The 21071-nt window shown below is 68.6% G+C and carries 22 protein-coding genes; 15 read left to right on the top strand and 7 right to left on the bottom strand.

Features of this window, described 5'->3' with window-relative positions; translation table 11 throughout:
* The first annotated feature begins 248 nt into the window (after nt 1-248).
* The 4 genes from FY251_RS08935 (at nt 249) to FY251_RS08920 (ending at nt 5294) form a co-directional block, all read left to right on the top strand.
* The gene (locus FY251_RS08935) at nt 249-1601 is read left to right on the top strand and encodes a ribonuclease J (protein WP_148414394.1); all 1353 of its coding nucleotides are present in this window, start codon (nt 249-251) and stop codon (nt 1599-1601) included.
* Nucleotides 1601-2647 (top strand): geranylfarnesyl diphosphate synthase, encoded by a 1047-nt coding sequence (gene idsA3, locus FY251_RS08930; RefSeq protein ID WP_148414393.1) that lies wholly within the window; start codon nt 1601-1603, stop codon nt 2645-2647. The genes FY251_RS08935 and idsA3 overlap by 1 nt, the downstream gene beginning before the upstream one ends.
* A gap of 190 nt (nt 2648-2837) precedes the next feature.
* Nucleotides 2838-4550, top strand: a complete 1713-nt coding sequence (locus tag FY251_RS08925) for a glutamate--tRNA ligase (protein ID WP_148414392.1) — start codon at nt 2838-2840, stop codon at nt 4548-4550.
* 84 nt (nt 4551-4634) lie between these two features.
* Nucleotides 4635-5294: a cyclase family protein gene (locus tag FY251_RS08920; RefSeq protein ID WP_148414391.1), complete on the top strand. Its 660-nt coding sequence runs from the start codon at nt 4635-4637 to the stop codon at nt 5292-5294.
* 29 nt (nt 5295-5323) lie between these two features.
* Here the strand turns inward: FY251_RS08920 and FY251_RS08915 are convergent, their stop codons facing one another.
* Nucleotides 5324-5803 carry a DUF456 domain-containing protein gene (locus tag FY251_RS08915; protein WP_148414390.1) on the bottom strand — a complete coding sequence of 160 codons (480 nt, stop codon included), beginning with the start codon at nt 5801-5803 and terminating at the stop codon, nt 5324-5326.
* 161 nt (nt 5804-5964) lie between these two features.
* On the opposite strand from FY251_RS08915, the gene FY251_RS08910 reads away from it, so the two are divergent.
* The 6 genes from FY251_RS08910 to FY251_RS08885 all read left to right on the top strand — a co-directional run bounded on the left by FY251_RS08910 (nt 5965) and on the right by FY251_RS08885 (nt 11978).
* Nucleotides 5965-6294 carry a ferredoxin family protein gene (locus FY251_RS08910; RefSeq protein ID WP_004974610.1) on the top strand — a complete coding sequence of 110 codons (330 nt, stop codon included), beginning with the start codon at nt 5965-5967 and terminating at the stop codon, nt 6292-6294.
* Between the two features lie 130 nt (nt 6295-6424).
* Nucleotides 6425-7303, top strand: coding sequence for an electron transfer flavoprotein subunit beta/FixA family protein (locus FY251_RS08905; RefSeq protein WP_148414389.1), 879 nt, complete (start codon nt 6425-6427; stop codon nt 7301-7303).
* Nucleotides 7304-7305: 2 nt separating this feature from the next.
* Entirely contained in the window at nt 7306-9033 is a 1728-nt protein-coding gene (locus FY251_RS08900; protein ID WP_148414388.1) for an electron transfer flavoprotein subunit alpha/FixB family protein, read from the top strand.
* Nucleotides 9030-10694 carry an FAD-dependent monooxygenase gene (locus FY251_RS08895; RefSeq protein ID WP_148414387.1) on the top strand — a complete coding sequence of 555 codons (1665 nt, stop codon included), beginning with the start codon at nt 9030-9032 and terminating at the stop codon, nt 10692-10694. The genes FY251_RS08900 and FY251_RS08895 overlap by 4 nt, the downstream gene beginning before the upstream one ends.
* 13 nt (nt 10695-10707) lie before the next feature.
* Entirely contained in the window at nt 10708-11148 is a 441-nt protein-coding gene (locus tag FY251_RS08890; RefSeq protein WP_148414386.1) for a hypothetical protein, read from the top strand.
* 95 nt (nt 11149-11243) lie between these two features.
* Entirely contained in the window at nt 11244-11978 is a 735-nt protein-coding gene (locus tag FY251_RS08885; RefSeq protein ID WP_148414385.1) for a GNAT family N-acetyltransferase, read from the top strand.
* A 103-nt stretch (nt 11979-12081) separates the two neighbouring features.
* Here the strand turns inward: FY251_RS08885 and FY251_RS22530 are convergent, their stop codons facing one another.
* Nucleotides 12082-12246 (bottom strand): hypothetical protein, encoded by a 165-nt coding sequence (locus FY251_RS22530; protein ID WP_187367372.1) that lies wholly within the window; start codon nt 12244-12246, stop codon nt 12082-12084.
* Between the two features lie 77 nt (nt 12247-12323).
* Nucleotides 12324-14624, bottom strand: a complete 2301-nt coding sequence (tmcA, locus tag FY251_RS08880; protein ID WP_148414384.1) for a tRNA(Met) cytidine acetyltransferase TmcA — start codon at nt 14622-14624, stop codon at nt 12324-12326.
* Nucleotides 14625-14992: 368 nt separating this feature from the next.
* Here tmcA and rpl7ae point away from each other — a divergent pair, with 368 nt between their 5' ends.
* From rpl7ae to FY251_RS08855, 5 genes are all read left to right on the top strand, one after another.
* The gene (gene rpl7ae, locus FY251_RS08875) at nt 14993-15355 is read left to right on the top strand and encodes a 50S ribosomal protein L7Ae (RefSeq protein ID WP_004042964.1); all 363 of its coding nucleotides are present in this window, start codon (nt 14993-14995) and stop codon (nt 15353-15355) included.
* A 6-nt stretch (nt 15356-15361) separates the two neighbouring features.
* Nucleotides 15362-15586, top strand: a complete 225-nt coding sequence (locus tag FY251_RS08870; protein WP_004042966.1) for a 30S ribosomal protein S28e — start codon at nt 15362-15364, stop codon at nt 15584-15586.
* A 2-nt stretch (nt 15587-15588) separates the two neighbouring features.
* Nucleotides 15589-15789, top strand: coding sequence for a 50S ribosomal protein L24e (locus FY251_RS08865; protein WP_004974594.1), 201 nt, complete (start codon nt 15589-15591; stop codon nt 15787-15789).
* Nucleotides 15789-16253: a nucleoside-diphosphate kinase gene (gene ndk / locus FY251_RS08860; protein ID WP_148414383.1), complete on the top strand. Its 465-nt coding sequence runs from the start codon at nt 15789-15791 to the stop codon at nt 16251-16253. Before FY251_RS08865 ends, ndk begins: the two co-directional genes overlap by 1 nt.
* Before the next feature lie 215 nt (nt 16254-16468).
* The gene (locus FY251_RS08855) at nt 16469-17041 is read left to right on the top strand and encodes a hypothetical protein (protein WP_255516644.1); all 573 of its coding nucleotides are present in this window, start codon (nt 16469-16471) and stop codon (nt 17039-17041) included.
* 70 nt (nt 17042-17111) lie between these two features.
* Here the strand turns inward: FY251_RS08855 and FY251_RS08850 are convergent, their stop codons facing one another.
* Genes FY251_RS08850 through FY251_RS08835 form a run of 4 tightly spaced genes read right to left on the bottom strand, consistent with a single transcriptional unit; the run spans nt 17112 to nt 21068 of the window.
* Nucleotides 17112-18185 carry a methionine synthase gene (locus tag FY251_RS08850; RefSeq protein WP_148414382.1) on the bottom strand — a complete coding sequence of 358 codons (1074 nt, stop codon included), beginning with the start codon at nt 18183-18185 and terminating at the stop codon, nt 17112-17114.
* Complete coding sequence (locus FY251_RS08845; protein ID WP_148414381.1) at nt 18182-19189, bottom strand: 5-methyltetrahydropteroyltriglutamate--homocysteine methyltransferase; 1008 nt, start codon at nt 19187-19189, stop codon at nt 18182-18184. Before FY251_RS08845 ends, FY251_RS08850 begins: the two co-directional genes overlap by 4 nt.
* Before the next feature lie 59 nt (nt 19190-19248).
* A complete protein-coding gene (locus FY251_RS08840; RefSeq protein WP_148414380.1) occupies nt 19249-19845 on the bottom strand; it encodes a HemK2/MTQ2 family protein methyltransferase in 597 nt (198 codons plus the stop codon).
* Nucleotides 19842-21068 carry a mechanosensitive ion channel family protein gene (locus FY251_RS08835; protein ID WP_148414379.1) on the bottom strand — a complete coding sequence of 409 codons (1227 nt, stop codon included), beginning with the start codon at nt 21066-21068 and terminating at the stop codon, nt 19842-19844. Before FY251_RS08835 ends, FY251_RS08840 begins: the two co-directional genes overlap by 4 nt.
* Nucleotides 21069-21071: the final 3 nt, after the last annotated feature.

The raw sequence follows: 21071 nt of genomic DNA, 5'->3' as shown, positions 1-21071 counted from the left end.
GGGTACGGGCGTGCGGACGCGGTGAACCCACGTAGTTTTTAGTACCCCCGTGAGTAGAACTCAGTACCAGAAACCCGCGGGTAAGTGCGGGCGGTCCTCGTTCGGACGACTCGGACCGTCTCGTACGCGGGGTCATTCGACCGACGAGCTGCAAGACGCCGGGGCCGGTGGCCCCCAGACACCCGTCTTTCCGTGAGCACCTTCGCCACATCGTGGCTTTCGATGCTCGGAATATCGAGACACAAACCATGGAAATCGAAATCGCAACCATAGGCGGATACGAAGAAGTCGGCCGTCAGATGACGGCCGTCCGTGCCGGAGACGACGTCGTCGTCTTCGACATGGGTCTCAACCTGTCGCAGGTCCTCATCCACGACAACGTCGAGACCGAAAAGATGCACAGCCTCGACCTGATCGACATGGGCGCTATCCCGGACGACCGGGTCATGAGCGACCTCGAAGGAGACGTGCAGGCCATCGTCCCCACGCACGGCCACCTCGACCACATCGGGGCCATCTCCAAGCTCGCCCACCGCTACGACGCCCCCGTCGTCGCGACGCCCTTCACCATCGAACTGGTGAAACAGCAGATCGAAGGCGAGAACAAGTTCAACGTCAACAACGACCTCGTCAAGATGGAAGCCGGCGAGACGATGTCTATCGGCGACTCCGGCAACGTGGACCTCGAATTCGTCCACGTCACCCACTCCATCATCGACGCCATCAACCCGGTCATCCACACGCCCGAGGGCGCGATCGTCTACGGCCTCGACAAGCGCATGGACCACTCGCCGGTCCTCGAAGACCCCATCGACATGAAGCGGTTCCGCGAGATCGGTCGCGAGGGCAACGGCGTGCTCGCGTACATCGAAGACTGTACCAACGCCGGCCGGAAGGGCCGCACGCCCTCCGAGTCCGTCGCGCGCCGCCACCTCAAAGACGTGATGACCTCCGTCGAGGACTACGACGGCGGCATCGTGGCGACGACGTTCTCGTCGCACATCTCCCGGGTCTCCTCGCTCGTCGAGTTCGCCAAGGACATCGGCCGCCAGCCGGTCCTCCTCGGCCGCTCGATGGAGAAGTACTCCGGCACCGCCGAGCGCCTCGGCTTCGTCGACCTCCCCGACGACCTCGGGATGTACGGCCACCGCAAGTCCGTCGACCGCACCTTCAAGCGAATCATGAAGGAGGGCAAGGAGAACTACCTGCCCATCGTGACGGGCCACCAGGGCGAGCCGCGCGCGATGCTCACCCGCATGGGCCGCGGCGAGACGCCGTACGAGATCGACGACGGCGACAAGGTCATCTTCTCGGCGCGGGTCATCCCGGAGCCGACGAACGAGGGCCAGCGCTACCAGTCCGAGCGCCTCCTGCGCATGCAGGGCGCGCGCATCTACGACGAGATTCACGTCTCGGGCCACCTCCGCGAGGAGGGCCACTACGAGATGCTGCAGGCGCTCCAGCCCCAGCACGTCATCCCGGCCCACCAGAACCTGAAAGGCTTCGCTCCGTACGTGGACCTCGCGGAGAACCAGGGCTACGCCCTCGGTCGCGACGTCCACGTCACGCGGAACGGCAACATGATTCAGCTGGTGGAGTGATGACTCCCGACGCGACGGAAAAGCGGGTGCTTGAGGCGATTCGCGAGCGACGCGAACTCGTCAACGAGGCGCTCGACGAGGACGTGCCGATGGCCGAGCCGGAACGGCTCTACGAGGCCTCCCGGTACCTCCTGAAAGCCGGCGGCAAGCGCCTCCGGCCGACCGTCTCCCTCCTGACCGCGGAGTCCCTCGCGGACGTCGAACCGATGTCGGAGGACTACCGGGCGTTCCCGACGCTCGCGGGCGACGCCATCGACGTGATGGTCGCGGCCGTGAGCATCGAGGTCATCCAGTCGTTCACGCTCATCCACGACGACATCATGGACGACGACGACCTCCGTCGCGGCGTCCCGGCGGTCCACAAGGAGTACGACAACTCGACCGCCATCCTCGCCGGCGACACGCTGTACGCCAAGGCGTTCGAACTCCTGACGAAGACGGGCGCTGACCCCGCCGACGGTCTCGAAGCCGTCCGCCGACTCGCGACCACCTGCACGCAGATCTGCGAGGGCCAGGCGCTCGACATCGAATTCGAGCACCGCACCGAGGTGCTCCCTGACGAGTACCTCCAGATGGTCGAACTGAAGACGGCGGTTCTCTACGGGACCGCCGCCGCCGTTCCGGCGGTCATCATGGGCGCTGACGACGAGGTCGTCGAGGCGCTCTACCAGTACGGCATCGAGTCCGGGAGCGCGTTCCAGATTCAAGACGACGTGCTCGACCTGACCGTACCGTCCGACCAGCTCGGCAAACAGCGCGGCTCGGACCTCGTGGAGAACAAAGAGACCATCATCTCGCTCCACGCGCGTCAGCAGGGCATCGACGTGGACGACCTCGTCGACGCCGAGACGGCAGAGGAGCTCACCGAAGACGCCGTCGAAGCCGCCGTCGCCGAACTGAACGAGGCGGGAAGCATCGACTACGCCCGCGAGATGGCCGAAGACCTCACCGAACAGGCCAAGTCGCGGCTCGACGTCCTCCCGGACAACGAGGCCCGCGACCTGCTGTGCGACATCGCGGACTACCTCATCACCCGCGGCTACTGAGCGCGCGGCGCGCTCGCCGCAACCCGCGAACCGCGGCCGTGCGCTTTTCTCTTCGAACCGCCCCGTCCCCGAGTCCCGCCGTAACTCATATTTACTCTGAAGTGCTAACATATGACGTACCCCTGCCCGCGCGAGGACCCTTCCCCGCAATCCGGGCCTGTTTTTAGGCGCGCCGCGGAAGCGAACGGTAATGGACGACGAGCTTCGAGAGCGCATCGAGCGAGCGGCCGAGAAGCACGCGCTTCTCAACGCGGTCAAACACGACAGCGACGCCGACGTGGGCGCGATTATGGGTCCACTGATGGGCGAGAACCCCGACTTCCGACAGCACGGCGGCGAGATTCCGGGGCTCATCGGCCCCGTCGTCGCCGAGGTCAACCAGCTGTCGGCGGGCGAAAAGCGCGAGCGACTCGAAGAGCTCGCGCCCGAGGAACTCGCCGAGATGGAAGCCGAGGAGGAAGCGGACGACGCCCTCCTTCCCGACCTCCCGAACGCCGAGGACTACGACGAGGTCCGCATGCGCGCCGCGCCGAACCCGAACGGCCCGTGGCACCTCGGCCACGCCCGCATGCCCGCGGTCATCGGGACGTACAAGGAGATGTACGACGGCTCCTTCCTCGTCCGGTTCGACGACACCGACCCGGAGACGAAGCGGCCGGACCTGACGGCATACGACGCCATCCTCGACGACATCGACTACCTCGGGTTCGAGCCCGACGACGTGATTCGCGCCTCCGACCGGGTGGAGACGTACTACGACCACGCCCGCGAACTCATCGAGATGGGCGGCGCGTACACCTGTTCGTGTTCGGGCGAGGCGTTCTCGAACCTGAAGAACGACGGGAAGCCGTGTCCGCACCGCGACAAGGGCGCCGAAACGACCCGCGAGGAGTTCGAGGACATGGTCGCAGGCGAGTACAGTTCGGGCGAGATGGTCCTCCGCGTCAAGACCGACATCGAACACAAGAACCCCGCGCTGCGCGACTGGGTCGCCTTCCGCATGATAGACACGCCGCACCCCCGCGAGGAGGCGGCTGACTACCGCGCGTGGCCGATGCTCGACTTCCAGTCCGGCGTCGACGACCACCTCACGGGCGTCACCCACATCATCCGCGGCATCGACCTGCAGGACTCCGCGAAGCGCCAGCAGTTCGTCTACGACTACTTCGGCTGGGACTACCCCGAGGTCGTCCACTGGGGCCACGTGCAGGTCGACGCCTACGACGTGAAGATGTCCACGTCGAGCATCAAGGAGCTCATCGACGCGGGCGAGGTCGACGGCTGGGACGACCCGCGCGTGCCGACCATCAAGAGCCTCCGCCGCCGCGGCATCCGCGGGCAGGCCATCGTGGACGCGATGGTCGGCCTCGGCACCTCCACCTCGAACGTCGACCTCTCGATGTCGACTATCTACGCGAACAACCGCGACCTCGTCGACGACGACACGGACCGGTACTTCCTCGTTCGAGACGGAGCGGAGTTCGCTGTCGAGGGCGGCCCCGACAGCGCCCACCCGCCGCTCCACCCGAGCTTCGAGGAGCGCGGCACCCGCGACATCCCCGTCGGCGACAGCGTCCTGCTCGAATCGGGCGACGTGCCCGCCGAGGGCGAGCGCGTCTGGCTGAAGGGCTTCGGCGCGGTCCGCCGCGAAGGCGACTCGCTCGTCGCCACCGGCGACGACCTCGACGTGGTCCGCGAGGGCGACGTGGCCGTGATTCACTGGGTCCCGACCGACGGCGTCCCGGTTCGCATGCGAACGATGGACGGCGACGTGGCGGGCGTCGCCGAGCCCGACTTCGGCGACGTGCCCGAGGGCGAACTCGTCCAGTTCGAGCGCGTCGGCTTCGTCCGCGTCGACGGCCGCGGCGACGACGAGACGGTCGTCTACTTCGCGCACAAGTAGGCGGGCCCGACGGGCGACCCCGAACCCGGCACAGTTGGTCGAACCCGCAATACTCGTTTTACCGACGCCCGCCTAAGGAGTCGTATGACCCTCCTCGACCTCACCCGTCGCGTCGAAACCGGGATGCCGACGTACCCCGGCGACCCGCCCGTCGCAGTCGAGTCGCACGCCGAGTTCGAGACCGACGGCTACCGCGTCTCGCGGCTCGAACTCGGCACTCACGCCGGGACGCACGTCGACGCGCCCGCCCACACGGAACCGGACGGCGCGACCCTCGACGACTTCCCGGTCGATGACCTCCGGTTCACCGCCCGGGTCACCGACTGCCGGGACGCCGGCCCCCGCGGTCGAATCGGGCCGGACGCGATACCCGAACATCTCGAACCGCGCGTGGACTTCCTCGTGTTCCGGACCGGCTGGGAGGACGAGTGGGGGACCGAACGCATGGCCGACCACCCGGCGCTCGCGCCCGAGACGGCACGCGCCTGTGCGGAGCGAGGGCTCTCGGTCGGCATCGACGCGCTCAGCCCGGACCCGACCGGCGGCGACGGCGTCCCGGCGCACCACGCGATTCTCGGGGCGGGGCTCCTCATCGTCGAGAACCTCCGCGGGTTGGACGCGCTCCCGACCGACCGGACGTTCGACCTGTACGTCATGCCGCTTCGCGTCGACGCCGACGGCGCGCCCGCGCGGGTCGTCGCCGATGCGGAGACGGGACTGATTCGGCGTCGAGACGAGCGGTGAGTCGGCGGGAGCGCGAAACCCGTCTGGGTTCAGACCACCACGACGAGGACGAACCCGACGAGCATCGAGAACGTCAACAGCGCCTGCACCGCCGCGGTGGCGAGGACGCCGACGGTGGCGACGAGGGCGCGGCGACCGCTCTCTTCGGCGTCCTGATGGTCGAGGTATTCGAGGGCGAAGACGGTGCCCGCGACGCCGACGAAGATGCCGAGCGGGCCGATGAGGAACATGAGTAGGAAGCCGGCGACGCCGGCGACAATCGACGTTCGGGTCGACGCGCCGCCGAACCGTGCGGCGACCATCCCGCCGGCGTAGTCGGTGGCGAGCGCGACGAGGCCGACGAGGGTGAGCCCGACGAACGCGACGGGACCGGGGTCGGAAAAGCCGGTCGACACCCAGTAGACGACCACGCCGACCACCGACAAGAGCGCGCCGGGCAGCAGCGGAAGCACACTCCCGACGACGCCGAGGACCAAGAGGGCGAGCGCGACCCAGAGGAACACGTCCATACCGGGGGGTTCGGGCCGGGGGCTATTCACCCCACCGAGTGGGCGCGTCGAGGCCGTGACGAGGCCGCGGCGTGTGATGGGGCCGGTTCGCGAACCGCGCCGGGTCTCCGCCCGTTCGGGGGATAGTTTATTGCCTCTACCGAAATATGTCACTAAGAGTCATGGCTATCGACCCGCAGTTCGAGACAAACAGGGAGAAGGTCGGAGAGGAAAACGGGGTGGCCGTCTGGGGACCGGTCGACCCGCCGGAGAAACACGGTATCCACGGCACGCACGTCGCGGTGGACTTCGACATCTGTCTCGCCGACGGGGCGTGTCTGGAGGACTGTCCCGTGGACGTGTTCACGTGGGTCGACACGCCGGGGCACCCGGAGTCGGACATCAAGGCCGAACCGACCCACGAAGACCAGTGCATCGACTGCATGCTCTGTGTCGACGTCTGCCCGGTCGACGCCATCGACGTCGACCCCGGGCGAGCGGGACGCATCTGAGGGAAGAAACCCCGATTTTTTGCGGGAGTCACCGCCGACCGCGACGCCGATGAGCGGCGCGGACGTTCCGTTCACCTAGTACAAAAGATTATTATGAATATGAGCTAGCATTAACTGGAGAGTGTTCTCAATGCACATGGTGGTACTTACCAAAGGCGTGCCCGACTTCCGGGAGGGCCAGGTATCGTTCGACGAGGACGGGCATCTCGAACGGGGGAAAACGCCCACAGTGATGAATCCGAACGACCGCTTCGCGCTGGAGGCGGCGCTCCAGACGCGGGTTCGACACGGCGGGCGCGTGAGCGTGATGAGCATGGGTCCGCCGGGGTACAAGGAGGTGTTACAGGAGGCGATGGAGACGGTGTACGCCGACGACCTCCACCTCGTCTCGGACCGCGAGATGGCGGCCGCCGACACGTGGGCGACGGCCATCACCCTCAGCGCGGGCATCGAGACGCTCGGCGAACCGGACGTGGTGTTCGCCGGGTTCAAGACCGCGGACGGGGAGACGGGCCACACCGGCCCGCAGACGGACTGGTGTCTCGACATGCCGCTGGTCACGCACGTCATCTCGCTCGACATCGACGAGGAGGAGGGGACCCTGCGCGCCAAGCGGCTTGTCGAGGGCGACATCGAGGAGATAGAGACCGTCGAGACGGAGCTTCCGGCGTTCGTCGTCGCGGACCCCGAGTTCGAGCCGTCGTATCGGACGGCGGGCGAGCGCCTGACGCTGAAGGACCTCCGCGAGGAGACGACGGCGCGCGCCGAGAACTACGAGGAGCACCTGACGGTGCGGGACCACGCCGACATCAACGTCGACCCGGACTACATCGGTCTCGACGGCTCGCCGACCATCGTCTCGTCGGTCGACCCGATTCCGAAGGCACCGGCGGAGCGGGAGGCAACGATGGTCGACCCGGACGACGCGGGGGCCATGCAGGACGTGCTGTCCGCGATGCAGTCGGCGGTGGGCGACGGCGGCGACGCCGCGGCCGCGGGGGGTGACTGAGCGTGACCGACTTCGACCCCGGCGACTACGAGATTTCGGAGCTCGGCCCGGCCATCAAGGACATCGACGACCTCGGCGAGCTAGAGGAGATTCTGCAGGCGGAACACCGCGGGCAGAACCGCGCGCCCGCCGTCGCGCTCATCGAGAGCCGCATCGAGAAGTTCTCCGAGGACGACGAGGAGCCGGCGGACGCGGACGAACTGGACCTCGCGTCGATGAGCACCGCGGAAGTCGGGAACACCCTCCAGAACGTCGAGGAGGTCTCGGAGCTCGAAGCGCTCCTCGAACGCGAGGAGGCCGGCGAGAACCGCGACCCGGTGAAGCGACTCATCAGCAACCGCATCGACTCGGTGAAGGGAAGCGACGAGGAAGACACGGAAGTCGAGGTGGACGACCGGCCGCCCGAGGAGCGCCATCCGGACCTCGACCACCCGACCCGCGACAAGCGGCACGTTCGGTCGCTCCACGGGGGAACCTACCGCGACATGTGGGTCTACTGCGAGACGCAGGCGGGCGAACTCGTGGACGTGTCGAGGGAGATGCTCGGAAAGGCCCGCGAGCTGATGGACAGCTACAACGACGACTACGATGACTCCGAGCGGGTCGTCGCGGTGCTCATCGGTGCCGACGTGTCGAAACACGTCGAGGACGTCATCGCCCACGGCGCGGACGTGGTCGTCGTCCGCGAGGACGCCCGGCTCGAACGCTTCCAGCACAAGCCGTACACCGAGATATTCTGCGACATGGCCCGCGCGGGAGCCACCCACGAGAACTTCGAGGTCACGGACGGCCGCGACGAGTCGTGGCGCGACTACGATAAGCCGCGGTACGTGCTGTTCCCGGCGACGAACAACGGCCGGGACCTCTCGGCGCTCGTGCAGGCCGAACTCGACTCCGGCCTCGCCAGCGACTGCTCGGGGCTGTACATCACGGAGGAGGTCATCTCGAACCCGGTCAAGACCGGCGTCGCCGGCGAGAAAAAGGAGTTCCAGCGCGTCCTGCACATGAAGCGCCCGGACTTCTCGGGCTTCGAGTACTCGACGATTCTCTGTATCGACAACCCGACGCGGGAGTTCCACCCGCAGGGCGCGTCTGTCATCCCGGGGAGCTTCGACCTGCCCGAACCCGACGCCGAGCGCGAGGGCCTCGTGGTCGAACACGACGCCCCGCTCGACGACGACTGGTTCCGCGTCACCGTCACCGACTTCGACCGACTCGACGAGGGCGTCGACCTGACGGGCCACGACGTCATCGTGGCGGTCGGCCGCGGCATCGGCGACGACCCGACGAAGGGTATCGAACTCGCCTTGGACCTCGCCGACCGGTTCGAGGACGCCGAGGTCGGCGTCACCCGCGGCATCGTCACGGGGTCGTTCAACTTCGACGGCCACGTCGAGCAGTACACCCACGAGGACCGACAGATAGGCGAGACGGGACAGGTCGTCGCGCCCAAACTGTACATCGCAGCGGGCATCTCCGGCGCGGTCCAGCACAAGGTCGGCATGGACGAGTCGGACACCATCGTCGCGGTCAACACCGACCCCGACGCCCGCATCCGCGACTTCTCGGACTACTTCGTCGAAGGCGACCTGTTCGAAGTCCTCCCGAGGCTGACGACGGCGCTCAAGGAGGGCCGGTTCGAGGCGGCGGTCGCCAGCGACGGGGGGACCGCGCCGACCGGAACGCCCGGTCACGGCGCGGCCGAAGACGACCGAGGTGAGTCGCAATGAGCGACTACGAGCACTACGAGGCGCTCGTCGTCGGGTCGGGCCCCGGCGGCGCGGCGGCGGCCGCGACGTTCGCGAACTACGGCATCGAGACGCTCGTCCTCGAACGCGGCGTCGAGGCCGGGTCGAAGAACGTCTCGGGCGGACTCATCTACGCCGAGGAGTCCGCGCCCTACACCATCGACGACCTCTTTCCGGGCTTCCGCGAGGCCGCCGCCGAGCGGCCCATCACGAAGTACCGCATCCACAACATCGCCGGCGACAAGGTGGAGTCGTTCGACCTCACGGACCTCCACGAACACGACACCGAGTGGTCCGACTCGGTCCTCCGGCGGAAGATGGACTCGTGGCTCGAAGACCGCGTCCACGAGCGGACCCGCGAGACCGGCGGCGGCCTCCTGACGGGCGTCCACGTCAACGGCCTGCTCCGAGAGGAGGGCCGCATCGTCGGCGTCACGCTCGACGAACTCGACCCGATAACCGCGGACGTCATCGTCGCGGCCGACGGGGTGAACTCCGAACTCGCCCGCGACGCGGGCCTGATGGACTGGGACGAGCCCGACGAGTGGTTCCAGGGCGTCAAGGCCGTCGTCGACATGCCGGAAGACGCCATCGCCGACCGGTTCGACGTGGCCGACGACGAGGGCGCGGCCCACCTGTTCTCGGGCGACCTCTTCGAGGGCGTCCGCGGCGGCGGCTTCCTCTACACGAACCGCGACACGCTGTCGCTCGGAACGGTGTTCCACCTCGACAGCCTCGTCGCCGAGGAGGCCGAGCCGCACGAGCTACTGGACGGCCTCCTGACCCATCCGTTGCTCGCGCAGTGGCTCGGCGACGACTACACCGAACTGGAGTACAGCGCGAAACTCGTCCCCGACTCGAAGAAGGTCGCCCTGCGCGAACCGCACTTCGGTCGCCTGCTCCTCGTCGGCGACGCGGCCGGCCAGATGCAGGCGCAGGGGCCCATCATCAAGGGCATGAACCACGCCGTCACCGCCGGCGCGCTCGCCGCGGAGTCGTACGCGCAGGCCAAGTCGCGCAACGAGCCCGAAAAAGCGGGGACGCGCTACGCCCGCAAGCTCCGGAGCGAGGGCGTGATGAAGAAGCTCCGGCCCCGCGGCTACGAACTGCTCCGCGGCGTCGCCGAGGACGACGGCGTGACCGGCGTGGTCGATTCGGTGCTCACCTCGGCAGTCGGACGCGCCGGCATCAGGGCGCTCTCGGGGCGGCTCGAACGCCTCTACAACGTCCCGACGCTGTCGGCGCTGATGCCGGACACGCGGACGCCCTACGTCACGCTCCCGACGGTCATCGCCGAGGAGTTGGGGACGCGAGTGCGCGAGACCAACTCCGTGACGCCGCCGGACCTCGAAGCTCGCATCGGCGGGCTGACCTACGACACCGACATCGGCAACCCGCACATCACGCTCCGCGACGAGTCCTACGAGGCGAGCGGGGCCGCGGTGGCGGCCTGTCCGGTCTCGGCGGTCGACTTCGGCGGCGGCTGTTACCGCGAGGAGGTCGTCCGGACCAACGGCACCGAGGAGCGCGTCGTCAGCCTCGACACCCAGCCCTGCGTCGAGTGCGGCACCTGCGCCGTCGTCGCCGACACCGAGTGGACCCACCCGCGCGGCGACAAGGGCGTCGAGTTCAAGTGGGGATGACGGTGGTGCGAAGATGAGCCGCGAGGCGACCCATTCGGACGCCCGCCCCGTCGCCGACGGTCGCGGTGCCGAGGAGCGCCACCCCGAAGACGTGCGGTTCGGGGAGCGCGCCAGAGCCCTCGCCGCCGAGGCGCGGGAGGCGCGGGAGTCGTTCGACCCGCCGCCGCCGTCGGCCGCGGACCGGCGCGCGCTCGAATGCGCCCGCGACGGCGTCGGTCCTGCGGTCTCGCTCTACGTCCGCGCGCGGACGGGCGACCGGCTGGTCTCCTTCACCGGCGAGGAGTTCGAACTCCTCCACCGGGCGATGAACGACTGGCTCGCCATGTACGCCCGGTGCTACGGCGTCGACCTCGACGCGGACTTCACGGTGCGCGAGGCCGCCGAAGTCCTGCTGCGGACCCACGACGTGGTCGACACCGCCCAACTGTTGACCTGCGTTCCCGAGCGACGCTGAGGGGGCCGCGCCCCCCGAGTCACTCGTCGGCGGAACCGACTGTCGCCGAGTCCGGCACGAACAACAATTATTAATCATGAGTGTGATTAGCTACCATGGAAGTAACTGACAGTCTCAACTTCGGACACAAAGACCGCAAGGACATCTACGAGTACATCGAGCGCAACGGGACCGTCCGCGAGGACGAGGTGCGGCGGGCGCTCAACTTCGAGCCGGCGGCGCTGGGGGCGCATCTGACCGTCCTGCGACGCGACGGCTACATCCGAAAGGTCGGCAACCACGTCGAGGTGGCTTACGCGCCCGGCGAGGAGGAGACGGTCGAACTCGGTGACTTCGACGTGACGATTCGGATGGCCCAGAACGTCGACTTGGAGAGCCTCGTCGACGCCATCCACGAGGTCGCTGACGAGGGCCGGTACATCGAGGCCGAGACGGTCGCGGACCTGCTCGACCACGAAGAGGTCGTCCTCCGGCACAACGACGTCAACTCCCGGATGGTGTTCGTCGCCACCGTCGGCGACGAACTCGCCGGCTGGGTCCACCTCGACCTGCCCGAGGCCGAGAAACTGAGCCACACCGCCGTCCTGACGGTCGGCACGCGGCCGGAGTTCCGCGGCAACGGTATCGGGAGCAGACTCCTCGACCGCGGCGTCGACTGGGCGCGCGAGCGCGGCTTCGAGAAGCTCTACAACAGCATCCCGGCGACCAACGAGGAGGCAATCGCGTTCCTCGAAGGCCACGGCTGGGAGACCGAGGCCGTCCGCGACGGCCACTACAAGATAGACGGCGACTACGTCGACGAAGTGATGATGGCCGTCTCGCTCCGGTGAGCGCTGACTCGCCCCGGCTCCGACCCTGACGTGATTTTCTGCGCGGCGTCTTCCCCGGCCAGCGACGCGTCGGCCCGCACCCCCCGACCGACGACGACTCGACTCACGACCAGTCGTCTTCGGCCCCGTCGAGGGGCTCGGCGACGACGCCGTCTCGCTGAACGAGCGCCCTCGCGTGGGCCGTACAGACGTCTCTGTCGGCGTCCCACGGCACGTGGAGCCTGACCGCCGCGACGTTTTCGCAGTCGGGTTCGCTACAGTCGGCCATACGGGGAGCGTCGGCTCCGACGACTATCGGTGTGTCGGCGAGGGGGCGACCGGCGCGTCCGTCCCCGCGGGCGGCCGTCACCGGAACCGCTCGCGTTCCTCGCGGGCCGCGTCGGTGCCGTACTCGTCCACGAGCGGTTCGTAGGCGTCGCCGAGCGCGCGCATGGCACCCGCGGTCGAGTGGAAGTCGAGTTCGTCGGCGACGGCGTCCCACGGCCGCGTCTGGAGGACCTTGCGGACCAGCAGTCGCTCCTCCCGCGGCGTGAGCGACGCGCGCTCGGGGTTCGTGAGGTGCGCGAGGCCGAGTCGCCGGAACGCGCCGGGCGCGGTGGTGTAGAGTCCCGGTCCGTACGACGCGCCCACGACGACGCGCCACTCGTACTCGGAGAGGTCCGGCGAAAAGGCGGACTCGGTGTCGGTGTCAGCGTCGGTGTCGGCACCGACCTCGACGGCCGCGAGGGCGGCCCGCGCCACGTCGGCGTCGAGGTCCGAGAGGGCGTCGCCGAGCACGTCGCCGACGCGGCCGAGGAACCACCTCGCGTGGCGGTCCCGAAGGTCGCGGCCGGCGGGCGACAGGGGATGCGTCATGAGCGCCGAGTACTCGCCGCTGGTGTCGTTTCTGGTGGTCGAGAGGTGGACCGTGCCGTAGTCGTTGTCGCGCCAAAACGAGAGGAGTTCGGGCGTCGCGCCGAAGCCGACGCCGAGGTAGTCCGCGTCGCCCGCGAACTCGTCGCGTACCTCCGAGAGGAGCCGCGAGCCGAGGCCGGACGACCGGACGGCGTGGTGGGTGGCGATGCGCATCACGCGGTAGCCGACGGGGACGCCCGCCGCCTCGTCGCGGAGTTGACTCGTGAACACGTCGGGGAGCATGTTCCCGCGGATGCGGCCGCCGTCGTACATGTGCCGGCGGGTGTCGGCGTCGAGGCCGCCCTCGCGGGCGAGGAGCGCGACCGAGACGACTCGGCCCTCGTGGGTGAGCGCCCGGAGCGTCAGGTTCGGCGCGTCGAGGAGGCGAGCGAGGTCGTCCGGTTCGGTCCGGTAGTGCGCGAGGACGAGCAGGCCGAACGCCTCGCGGAGCAGGTGTTCGTCAGCCAGCAGGTCGTCGGGCGAAAGCGCCCGGTAGGAGACGGACTCGGGCGTCGCGTCCGCGACGAGTTGGTCGACCGGCGGCCGGGCGTCGAGGAGGAGCGCGCGGAACGTCCACGACTCGACGGGGTCGCCGGCGGCGTAGCGAATCGGGTCGTCGAGGCGCGCGTCTGTCACCTCGCGGTCCGCGTCGTCGAGGCGGTCGCGGAAGCGGACGGCGAAGCCCCGGCCCGCGCCCTCGTAGCCGCGGACGGTCGTGCAGAAGGCGACCGCGGGCGCGGCGAGGAACGATTCGAGGAGCCTGACGGGCAGGGCGGCGGCCTCGTCCACGACGAGCGCGTCGGCGTCGGCCGCCGCCGCGCCGGCTTCCGTCGGCGGGGCGTACCGGACGCGACCGCCGCGTTCGGCCGCGATGTCGAAGTCGTCCGCGTCGCCGCCTCGGAGCGCGCCGAGTTCGGAGAGGAGTCGCTCGGCGCGGGCGAACACCTCGGCGGCGTTTCGCTTCCCGGGCGCGGTCACGACCACGTCCGCGCCCTCGGCGGCGAGACTCCCGGCGGCGAGGCCCGCCGCGCTCGATTTCCCGCGGCCGCGGTCGGCCTCCACGACGACGGCGCTTCCCGGTTCGGTCAGAGCTTCGAGCGCGGCGAGCGCGTCCGACTGGTCGGCGGTGAGACAGTCCTCGTAGGCGCGCCGCGGGAATCGGCGGTCTTTCTCGCGCGGCACCCGCGGCGGGGCGGCGTCGAAGCTGATTCCCTGCCGGTACGCGCCGTCGCGCTCGACGGTCCCCGAATCGAGGTCGACGAGCGCGACGCCGGGGTGGTCCCGGAGCGTCGAGACGAGCCGGCCGCGGAAGCGGCCCGTCACGTCGCCGACGGAAAACGGCGGGACGGCCAGTCGCTCGTCGAAGGCGTCGCGGCGGGTCGGCCAGTCGTCGAGAGAGGGGGTGAGCAAAACGAGCAGGCCGCCGCCGTCGACCGCGCCGGCGACGCGGCCGAGCGCGTTCGCCGAGAAGTCCTCGTGGGCGTCGAGGACGACGAGCGTCCGGGTCGTTCCGAGGAGCGACGCGGCGCGCTTCGGTTCGACGCGGTGGAAGCGAAAGCCCTCGCGGGCGGTGACGAACGTCACCTCGTCGTCGGGCACGTCGGCCCCGCGAACCGCGTCGAAGGCGGCGTCGATGCCGGCGTCTCGGTCGCCGGCGAGGACGAGGAGGCGTCGCTGGTTCGTCGCCAGCGCCTCCTCCCGGCGGGCGGCGGCGAGCGCCTCGACGTCGGGGTCGTCGCCGAGTTCGGTCATAGGGGCGATACGTCGGCGCGGCTATTCACTTCCTTCGGTCGGGCGAGGCCCCCGCGTTCCGGTCGACACAGCGTGGTTCTGGTGCGGTGTCACGCTCCGCCGAGAGTGGATTGTGCGAGCAATCGACACGAAAATCCGGGCGCTGTGGTCGGCGAGAGATCGGGCGATTCGCGGGTCGTGCGGACGCGTCGCACGGCGCTACGATTTTGAAAGCGCTTTTATGGGGGCCGGAGCAAAGGATGGTTACAGCCTGTCCGGGGTTGATGAACCTCCTCGCCGTAGGGAAATCGTTGACCGGTCGCGACCGACCGACCGGTGTGATACCGGCGAGGGAGTCGAGCCCGCGAGCAGGATATAGGTGAACAACAATGGCTGTCTACGTAGACTTCGACGTACCGGCCGACCTCGCTGACAGCGCCGTCGAGGCGCTTGAGGTCGCCCGAGATACTGGTATCGTGAAGAAAGGAACCAACGAAACGACCAAGTCCATCGAGCGGGGCAACGCCCAGCTCGTCCTCATCGCGGAAGACGTTTCCCCCGAGGAAATCGTCATGCACCTGCCCGAACTCGCCGACGAGAAGGGCATTCCGTTCATCTTCGTCGAGACGCAGGACGACATCGGCCACGCCGCCGGCCTCGAAGTCGGCAGTGCCGCGGCCGCCATCGTCGACGCCGGCGACGCGTCCGACGATGTCGAGGACATCGCGACTAAGGTCGAGGACCTTCGATAACCGACCATGAGCGCGGACGAACAAGCCAGCGACTCGACGCCTGCCGAAGTCATCGAAGTCGTTGGAAAGACTGGGATGCACGGCGAGGCCATGCAGGTCAAGTGCCGCATCCGCGAAGGCTCCAACCAGGGCCGTATCATCACGCGAAACGTGCTGGGTCCCGTCCGCGAGGGCGACATCCTCCAGCTCCGCGAGACCCAGCGTGACGCCGACTCCATCGGAGGGCAGTAACAATGGTCGAGAAGCGCACGTGCGACTACAGCGGTGAAGAAATCGAGCCCGGCACGGGCACGATGTACGTCAAGACCGACGGCACCATCCTCCACTTCAAGGACTCGAAGGCCGAGAAGAACTACTTCCTCGGCCGCGAGGCCCGCGACCTCGAATGGACGGAGGCCGGCCGCCGCGCGAGCGGCAAGTCGGAGGACAACTGATGTCCGACGCCGAGCGCACCTTCGTGATGGTCAAGCCCGACGGCGTCCAGCGCGGCCTCATCGGAGACATCGTCTCCCGCTTCGAGGACCGCGGTCTCAAGATGGTCGGCGGCAAGTTCATGCAGATCGACGAGGAGCTCGCCCACGACCACTACGGCGAGCACGAGGGCAAGCCCTTCTTCGAGGGGCTCGTCGAGTTCATCACGTCCGGTCCCGTCTTCGCGATGGTCTGGGAAGGACAGGACGCGACGCGACAGGTCCGCGGCATGATGGGCGAGACGGACCCCGCAGAGTCCGCCCCCGGCACCATCCGCGGCGACTACGGTCTCGACCTCGGCCGGAACGTCATCCACGGCTCCGACCACGAGGACGAGGGCGCGAACGAGCGCGAAATCGCGCTCTTCTTCGACGAGGACGAACTCGTCGACTACGAGCGCATCGACGAGACCTGGCTCTACGAGTAAGTCTCGTCTCGCGGTTCTCACGCTTTCTGCCGAGAGGAGCGGCGGCCACGCCTCCCCTCTCGTCCGCGCTCCAGCCGTCGAGAGGGCGTTCTCGTCGGTTTAGTGTGCGGGATTCTACCACGGGTCGTCCGCGGTCGACGGCGACCGTCACCGCGGCCTGACCGTCCACCGCGCGGCGAACAACGGTTTTCTCGTCGCCCGGCGAAACGTGTCACATGGTCGAAGTGGAACTCGTGCTCCTCGCGCTCGCGGTGGTGTTCGTCGGCGGTGCGGTGGCGATGCTCGGCGCGACCGCGATTGCGGCGTGGACGACCGCGCGGCTGGCGGCGACGCTCTCGACGCTCGTGCGGCCGGTCGTCCTCGGCCCGACCGACATCCGCGACGTGGAACTCCGGGTGGCCGGCCTGCGCGCGCTCGACCACGTCGACTCGGGCGTCGTCACGAACGTCGTCCCCGAGCGGCGGCGGGGTGCGAGCGGCCTCGCCCGGCTCTCCCGGAGCGACGGCGTGCGGTTCGACCTCGCGCTCGCGACGCCCGACGACCGGACCGCGACCGTCTGGGTGCCGGTCCCGGAGGCGCTGACCGGCGGGTCGCGCTTCGAGCGCATCGCCGCCGCATGCGGCGTGGCTCCCGAGGAGATTTCGGACGCCGTCGGGACGGAGCTTCCGCTGGCCCGCGGAGCCGACGGCGGCTGGCGAATCAGCCCGGCGAGTGGCCGCGGACGCGACGGCTCGGTCGCCGCCGGTGACTCGATGACGGCGCGGTCGTTCGAGACCGAACGCGCCTGAGTCGGGCGGCGGCTATCCGGCGGATGATATCGAAAGAAAACGAAAAACCGAACCGAGTCGCGTCGGTCGCTCAGTCGGCCTGCGGGACGGGCGCGTCGAGGTCGATTTCGCCGGCGTCGAGTTCGGCTTCGACCTCGCGGGCGGCTTTGACCATGTTCTCCATCTTCTGGTAGGCGACCTCGCGGGGGAGGAGCTTCACGCCGCAGTCGGGCGAGACGGTGAGCTTCTCCGGCGGGACGACCTTCAGGCCCTGCTTGATGTTCTCCTTTATCTCCTCGACGCTCTCGACTTCGGCGGTGTGGACGTCCACGACGCCGAGCGCGAGGTCCGGCTCGAACTCGGGGTCGGTGAACACGTCGATCTGCTCGTAGCCGCCGTTGCAGAGTTCCACGTCGAACTCGTCGATGGGGTAGTCGTTGAGTTCGGGGTAGATGCGGGAGTAGTCGCCGTAACAGACGTGGAGGCCGATGCGGACCTCGTCGGGGACGCCCGCGACGATGCGTTCGAGGCACTCGCCGACGATGGCGTGGTCGTCCGGCGTCGTCGCCAGCGCGGGCTCGTCGATCTGGATGTAGGTCGCGCCCGCCTCGACGAGCTGTTCGATCTCCTCGTTGACGAGGTCGGCCAGCGCGTACGCGAGGTCCGCCTCGGAGTCGTAGTGCTCGTTGAACGACCAGCTCGCCAGCGTGTACGGGCCCGTGATGGGCACCTTGACGGGCTTGGAGGCCACGTCGCTCGTGAACTCGAACTCGTCGACCAGCCACGGCTCGTCGTACTCGACCTCGCCGACGACGGAGGGCTTGTCGAAGTAGTTGTGACCCCACACCTTCACCGGGCCGTTGAACTCGTAGCCGGGGATGCGGTGGGCGAAGTACTCGACCATCTCCTCGCGGCGCATCTCGCCGTCGACGACGGTGTCGAGGCCGGAGCGCTCGTGCTCGTGGGTGATGACGCGACAGGCGTCGTCGTGGGCCTCGTGGAGGTGCTCCTGGGTGAACTTGGAGTCGGGGTCCTCCGCGAGGTCGTTGGCGCGGTTGAGCCACTTGGGCTTCGGGTAGGAGCCGACGACGGTCGTGAGCAGGAAGTGCTCGGTGTCGTGGCCTTCGGGGCGGAACTGCTCGCGGTTCTCGGCGTCGCGGCTCATGCTTCCACCTCCAGTTCGTCCTCGGTGGCGGCCGCGAGCGCGGCCAGTTTCTCCGTCGCGCGGTTCTCCGGCAGGTAGAACAGTTCGGTGTTGGAGGTCACGTAGGCGGTGTCGAACGTCTGGGTCTGGACGTTGTCGAGGGTCCACTCGACGCGCTCGCGGACCGTCTCGGGGTCTTCGACCAGCGTGTTCTGGCCGTCGACGAGGCCCAGCGCGATGTCGTCTTTCGTGCCGTACTCGTTGACGTTGTAGAGCGTCTGGTCGCGGTCGCCGGCGACGAAGTCGAAGCCGATGGCGTCGACGTCGGCGTCCATGAGGTGCGCGTAGACCTTCTCGTCGAGCGCGCCCCAGTAGGTGTGGACGACCACGTCGGCGTCGGTCGCGTCGGAGACGGCCGAGACTGCCTCGGCGACGCGCTCGTCGACGTCCTCGCCCGGCGGCGAGAACACGAGCGAGGGTTCGAGGAGGAACAGCGTCTCGTGGTCGGGGAAGGCGTCGACCTCGCCCGCGAGGAACCCGCTGACGGCGTCGAGGAAGTCGGCCTCGTCGCCGTAGTGCTCGTCGGTCGCGAGGTCGGAAAGCGAGTACGGGCCGGGGAGGACCGCCTGCAGCGACTCGTCGCCGAGGAGGTCGGCGGTGGCGTCGAGCTCGGCCGCGACGTCGCCGGAGAAGGTGAGTTCGCCGCGGACCTGCGGGTCGCGGTAGAAGTTGTTGTTGTCGTAGTAGCGGACGATGCCGCCGGTCTCGACGTTCTCGTGGACCGTCAGCGGGTGCGCGAGCATGTCGTCCCAGCGGAGTTGCCCCTCGACGACGCGGTCGAGGCCGGCGTCGCGCTGCTCGGAGACGACCTCCTCGCGGGCGCGGTCGTACGCGCCCGCGATGTCTGCGCCCTCGTTACCGGAGATGAGGTCGTGTTTCTGGTGGCCCTTGAGGTCCGACAGCTCCTGTTTCGCCCAATCCGGGAGGGGATACAGTCCCGGTGTCGTCGAGACGAGTTCAGTCATCACTCCTGGCTAAGAAATGACGGTGTATAATATTTCCTGTATCAACATATGCGCATTGGTTATCCCAACGCGAGCACCGTGAGCGTCTCGTAGGGGTACGACTCCCGGACGACGACCTCGTGGCCGAAGCCGTTCGCCTCGGCGCGGGCGAGCACCTCGTCGTAGCCGGTGAAGCTACTCACGAGCAGGAAGACAGTGCCGCCCGGTTTGAGGACGCGCCCGACCGTGTCGAGGAAGGGGTCGATGATTTCGCGGCCGTCCTCGCCGCCGGTGAGCGCGACCTCCATCCAGTCGTCGCGGGCGGCTTCGAGGTCCTCGGGGAGGTACGGCGGGTTGAACGCCACCGCGTCGAAGGCGTCGTCGCGGAACGGTTCGACGAGGCTCCCGCGGACGACCCCGAAGCCGCGGTGGCCGTCGGCCCGGAGCGCGGCGGCGCGGTCGGCGGCCTGCCGGCAGGCGTGGGGATTGAGGTCGCTGGCGACCACGTCGGCGTCGGTCTTCGTCGCGAGCTGTTCTGCGACCCAGCCCGACCCGGTGCCGACTTCAAGGACGCGTCCCGAGACGCGCCCCACCGCGGCCTGTGCGAGCAGGCCGGAGTCCTCCGCGGGCTGGTAGACCGAGGTGTTCATCCCGCGGCGCTCGGCGAGGTCGGTCACGCGTCGGTCCCCTCGGCGTCGGCCGCGTCAGCATCCGAACTGTCCTCGCTGCCGCCGTCGGCCTCGGGACTCGCTTCGGGCCGCGCGTCGGTGAGCGGAACCGGACCCGAGGGGTCGCGCTCGGACAGCGCGCGCTGCGGGAACGGGATGGTGATTCCCTCCTCGTCGAACGCCTCGCTGACGGCCGAGATGGTCGCGGTCCGCGCGCGCCACCACCGGCGGGCGCTCGGGCGGTCTATCCACGGGCGCACCCCGAGGACGACGGCGGAGTCGCCGAACCGCTTTGCGACGACCTGCGGCTTCGGCACCGAAAGCACCTCGTCGAGGTCTTCGACGGCCGCCTGCGCCACCTCGGCGGCGCGGTCGACGTCGGTGTCGTAGTCGACGCCGACCTCGATGTCGAGGCGGAGCCGCCCCTTTCGGCTCCGGTTGACGAGGCTCTCCGAACTCACCACGTCGTTCGGAATCATCACGAACTCGCCGTCGAACGTCTGGATGCGCGTATTCACGACCGTGATTTCGGTGACGATGCCCTCGTGGTCGCCGAGCTCGACCCAGTCGCCGATTTCGAACGGCCGGGAGAACATGATGACGAAGCCCGCGATGAGCGCGCCGAGGGTTTGTCTCGCCGCCATCCCGACCACGATGCCGAGGAAGCCAGCCCCGACGAGGAAGCCGCCGAGGTCGGCCCGCCAGATGCCGAGGATGACCGCGAGCGTGGCGAGGTAGGTCGTCACCTGCGCGATTCGGTAGATGACCTCGCGCTGGTGGTCCGAAATCTCCGGGCGCGTGCTCGCGATTTCCTTGATGAACCGGCCGAGGACGCTCGTGAGGACGTACGCGCCGACGACGAACGCCGCAGACAGCACGATGCGGACGAACGTCTGCCGGTTGACGTCGTACTGCTCGGAGAACGTGCCGATGTCGCCCGACAGCGACCAGACCGCGAAGACGAACGCCCCGCCGCCGGCGACGACGACGAGGCGGAGAACCGTCACCGAGAGGTGCCACACCGGCATCGAGACGGCCTCAACCTCCTTGTCGTGGAGGCGCGCGCCGAGCCGCCAAACGGCGACGACGGCGACGGTCACGAGGACGCTCGCGGCGACGCGGAGTTCGAACGTCGGGAACAGCGACGCGATGTCGAGGACGGCGTCGCTCTGGAGGGGCGTTCCCGTCGAGGCGAGGCGGAGAAGCACCGCGGCGAGTGCGGGGAGCGTCATGGA

The organism is Haloferax sp. KTX1 (assembly GCF_902410085.1).
GTDB lineage: Archaea > Halobacteriota > Halobacteria > Halobacteriales > Haloferacaceae > Haloferax > Haloferax massiliensis.
The sequence above is the reverse complement of the archived record's forward strand: the minus strand, read 5'-3'. Positions and strand labels throughout refer to the sequence as shown.

Excerpts from the sequence above, each read along its gene's own strand:
- FY251_RS08915 (WP_148414390.1), bottom strand. The coding sequence starts at position 5,803 with ATGGACGTGTTCCTCTGGGTCGCGCTCGCCCTCTTGGTCCTCGGCGTC.
- FY251_RS08910 (WP_004974610.1), top strand. The coding sequence starts at position 5,965 with ATGGCTATCGACCCGCAGTTCGAGACAAACAGGGAGAAGGTCGGAGAG.
- FY251_RS08885 (WP_148414385.1), top strand. The coding sequence starts at position 11,244 with ATGGAAGTAACTGACAGTCTCAACTTCGGACACAAAGACCGCAAGGAC.
- FY251_RS08865 (WP_004974594.1), top strand. The coding sequence starts at position 15,589 with ATGGTCGAGAAGCGCACGTGCGACTACAGCGGTGAAGAAATCGAGCCC.
- FY251_RS08890 (WP_148414386.1), top strand. The coding sequence starts at position 10,708 with ATGAGCCGCGAGGCGACCCATTCGGACGCCCGCCCCGTCGCCGACGGT.
- FY251_RS08925 (WP_148414392.1), top strand. The coding sequence starts at position 2,838 with ATGGACGACGAGCTTCGAGAGCGCATCGAGCGAGCGGCCGAGAAGCAC.
- FY251_RS08855 (WP_255516644.1), top strand. The coding sequence starts at position 16,469 with ATGGTCGAAGTGGAACTCGTGCTCCTCGCGCTCGCGGTGGTGTTCGTC.
- FY251_RS08905 (WP_148414389.1), top strand. The coding sequence starts at position 6,425 with ATGCACATGGTGGTACTTACCAAAGGCGTGCCCGACTTCCGGGAGGGC.
- tmcA (WP_148414384.1), bottom strand. The coding sequence starts at position 14,624 with ATGACCGAACTCGGCGACGACCCCGACGTCGAGGCGCTCGCCGCCGCC.
- ndk (WP_148414383.1), top strand. The coding sequence starts at position 15,789 with ATGTCCGACGCCGAGCGCACCTTCGTGATGGTCAAGCCCGACGGCGTC.
- rpl7ae (WP_004042964.1), top strand. The coding sequence starts at position 14,993 with ATGGCTGTCTACGTAGACTTCGACGTACCGGCCGACCTCGCTGACAGC.
- FY251_RS08845 (WP_148414381.1), bottom strand. The coding sequence starts at position 19,189 with ATGACTGAACTCGTCTCGACGACACCGGGACTGTATCCCCTCCCGGAT.
- FY251_RS08920 (WP_148414391.1), top strand. The coding sequence starts at position 4,635 with ATGACCCTCCTCGACCTCACCCGTCGCGTCGAAACCGGGATGCCGACG.
- FY251_RS08935 (WP_148414394.1), top strand. The coding sequence starts at position 249 with ATGGAAATCGAAATCGCAACCATAGGCGGATACGAAGAAGTCGGCCGT.
- FY251_RS08850 (WP_148414382.1), bottom strand. The coding sequence starts at position 18,185 with ATGAGCCGCGACGCCGAGAACCGCGAGCAGTTCCGCCCCGAAGGCCAC.
- FY251_RS08835 (WP_148414379.1), bottom strand. The coding sequence starts at position 21,068 with ATGACGCTCCCCGCACTCGCCGCGGTGCTTCTCCGCCTCGCCTCGACG.
- FY251_RS08895 (WP_148414387.1), top strand. The coding sequence starts at position 9,030 with ATGAGCGACTACGAGCACTACGAGGCGCTCGTCGTCGGGTCGGGCCCC.
- idsA3 (WP_148414393.1), top strand. The coding sequence starts at position 1,601 with ATGACTCCCGACGCGACGGAAAAGCGGGTGCTTGAGGCGATTCGCGAG.
- FY251_RS22530 (WP_187367372.1), bottom strand. The coding sequence starts at position 12,246 with ATGGCCGACTGTAGCGAACCCGACTGCGAAAACGTCGCGGCGGTCAGG.
- FY251_RS08870 (WP_004042966.1), top strand. The coding sequence starts at position 15,362 with ATGAGCGCGGACGAACAAGCCAGCGACTCGACGCCTGCCGAAGTCATC.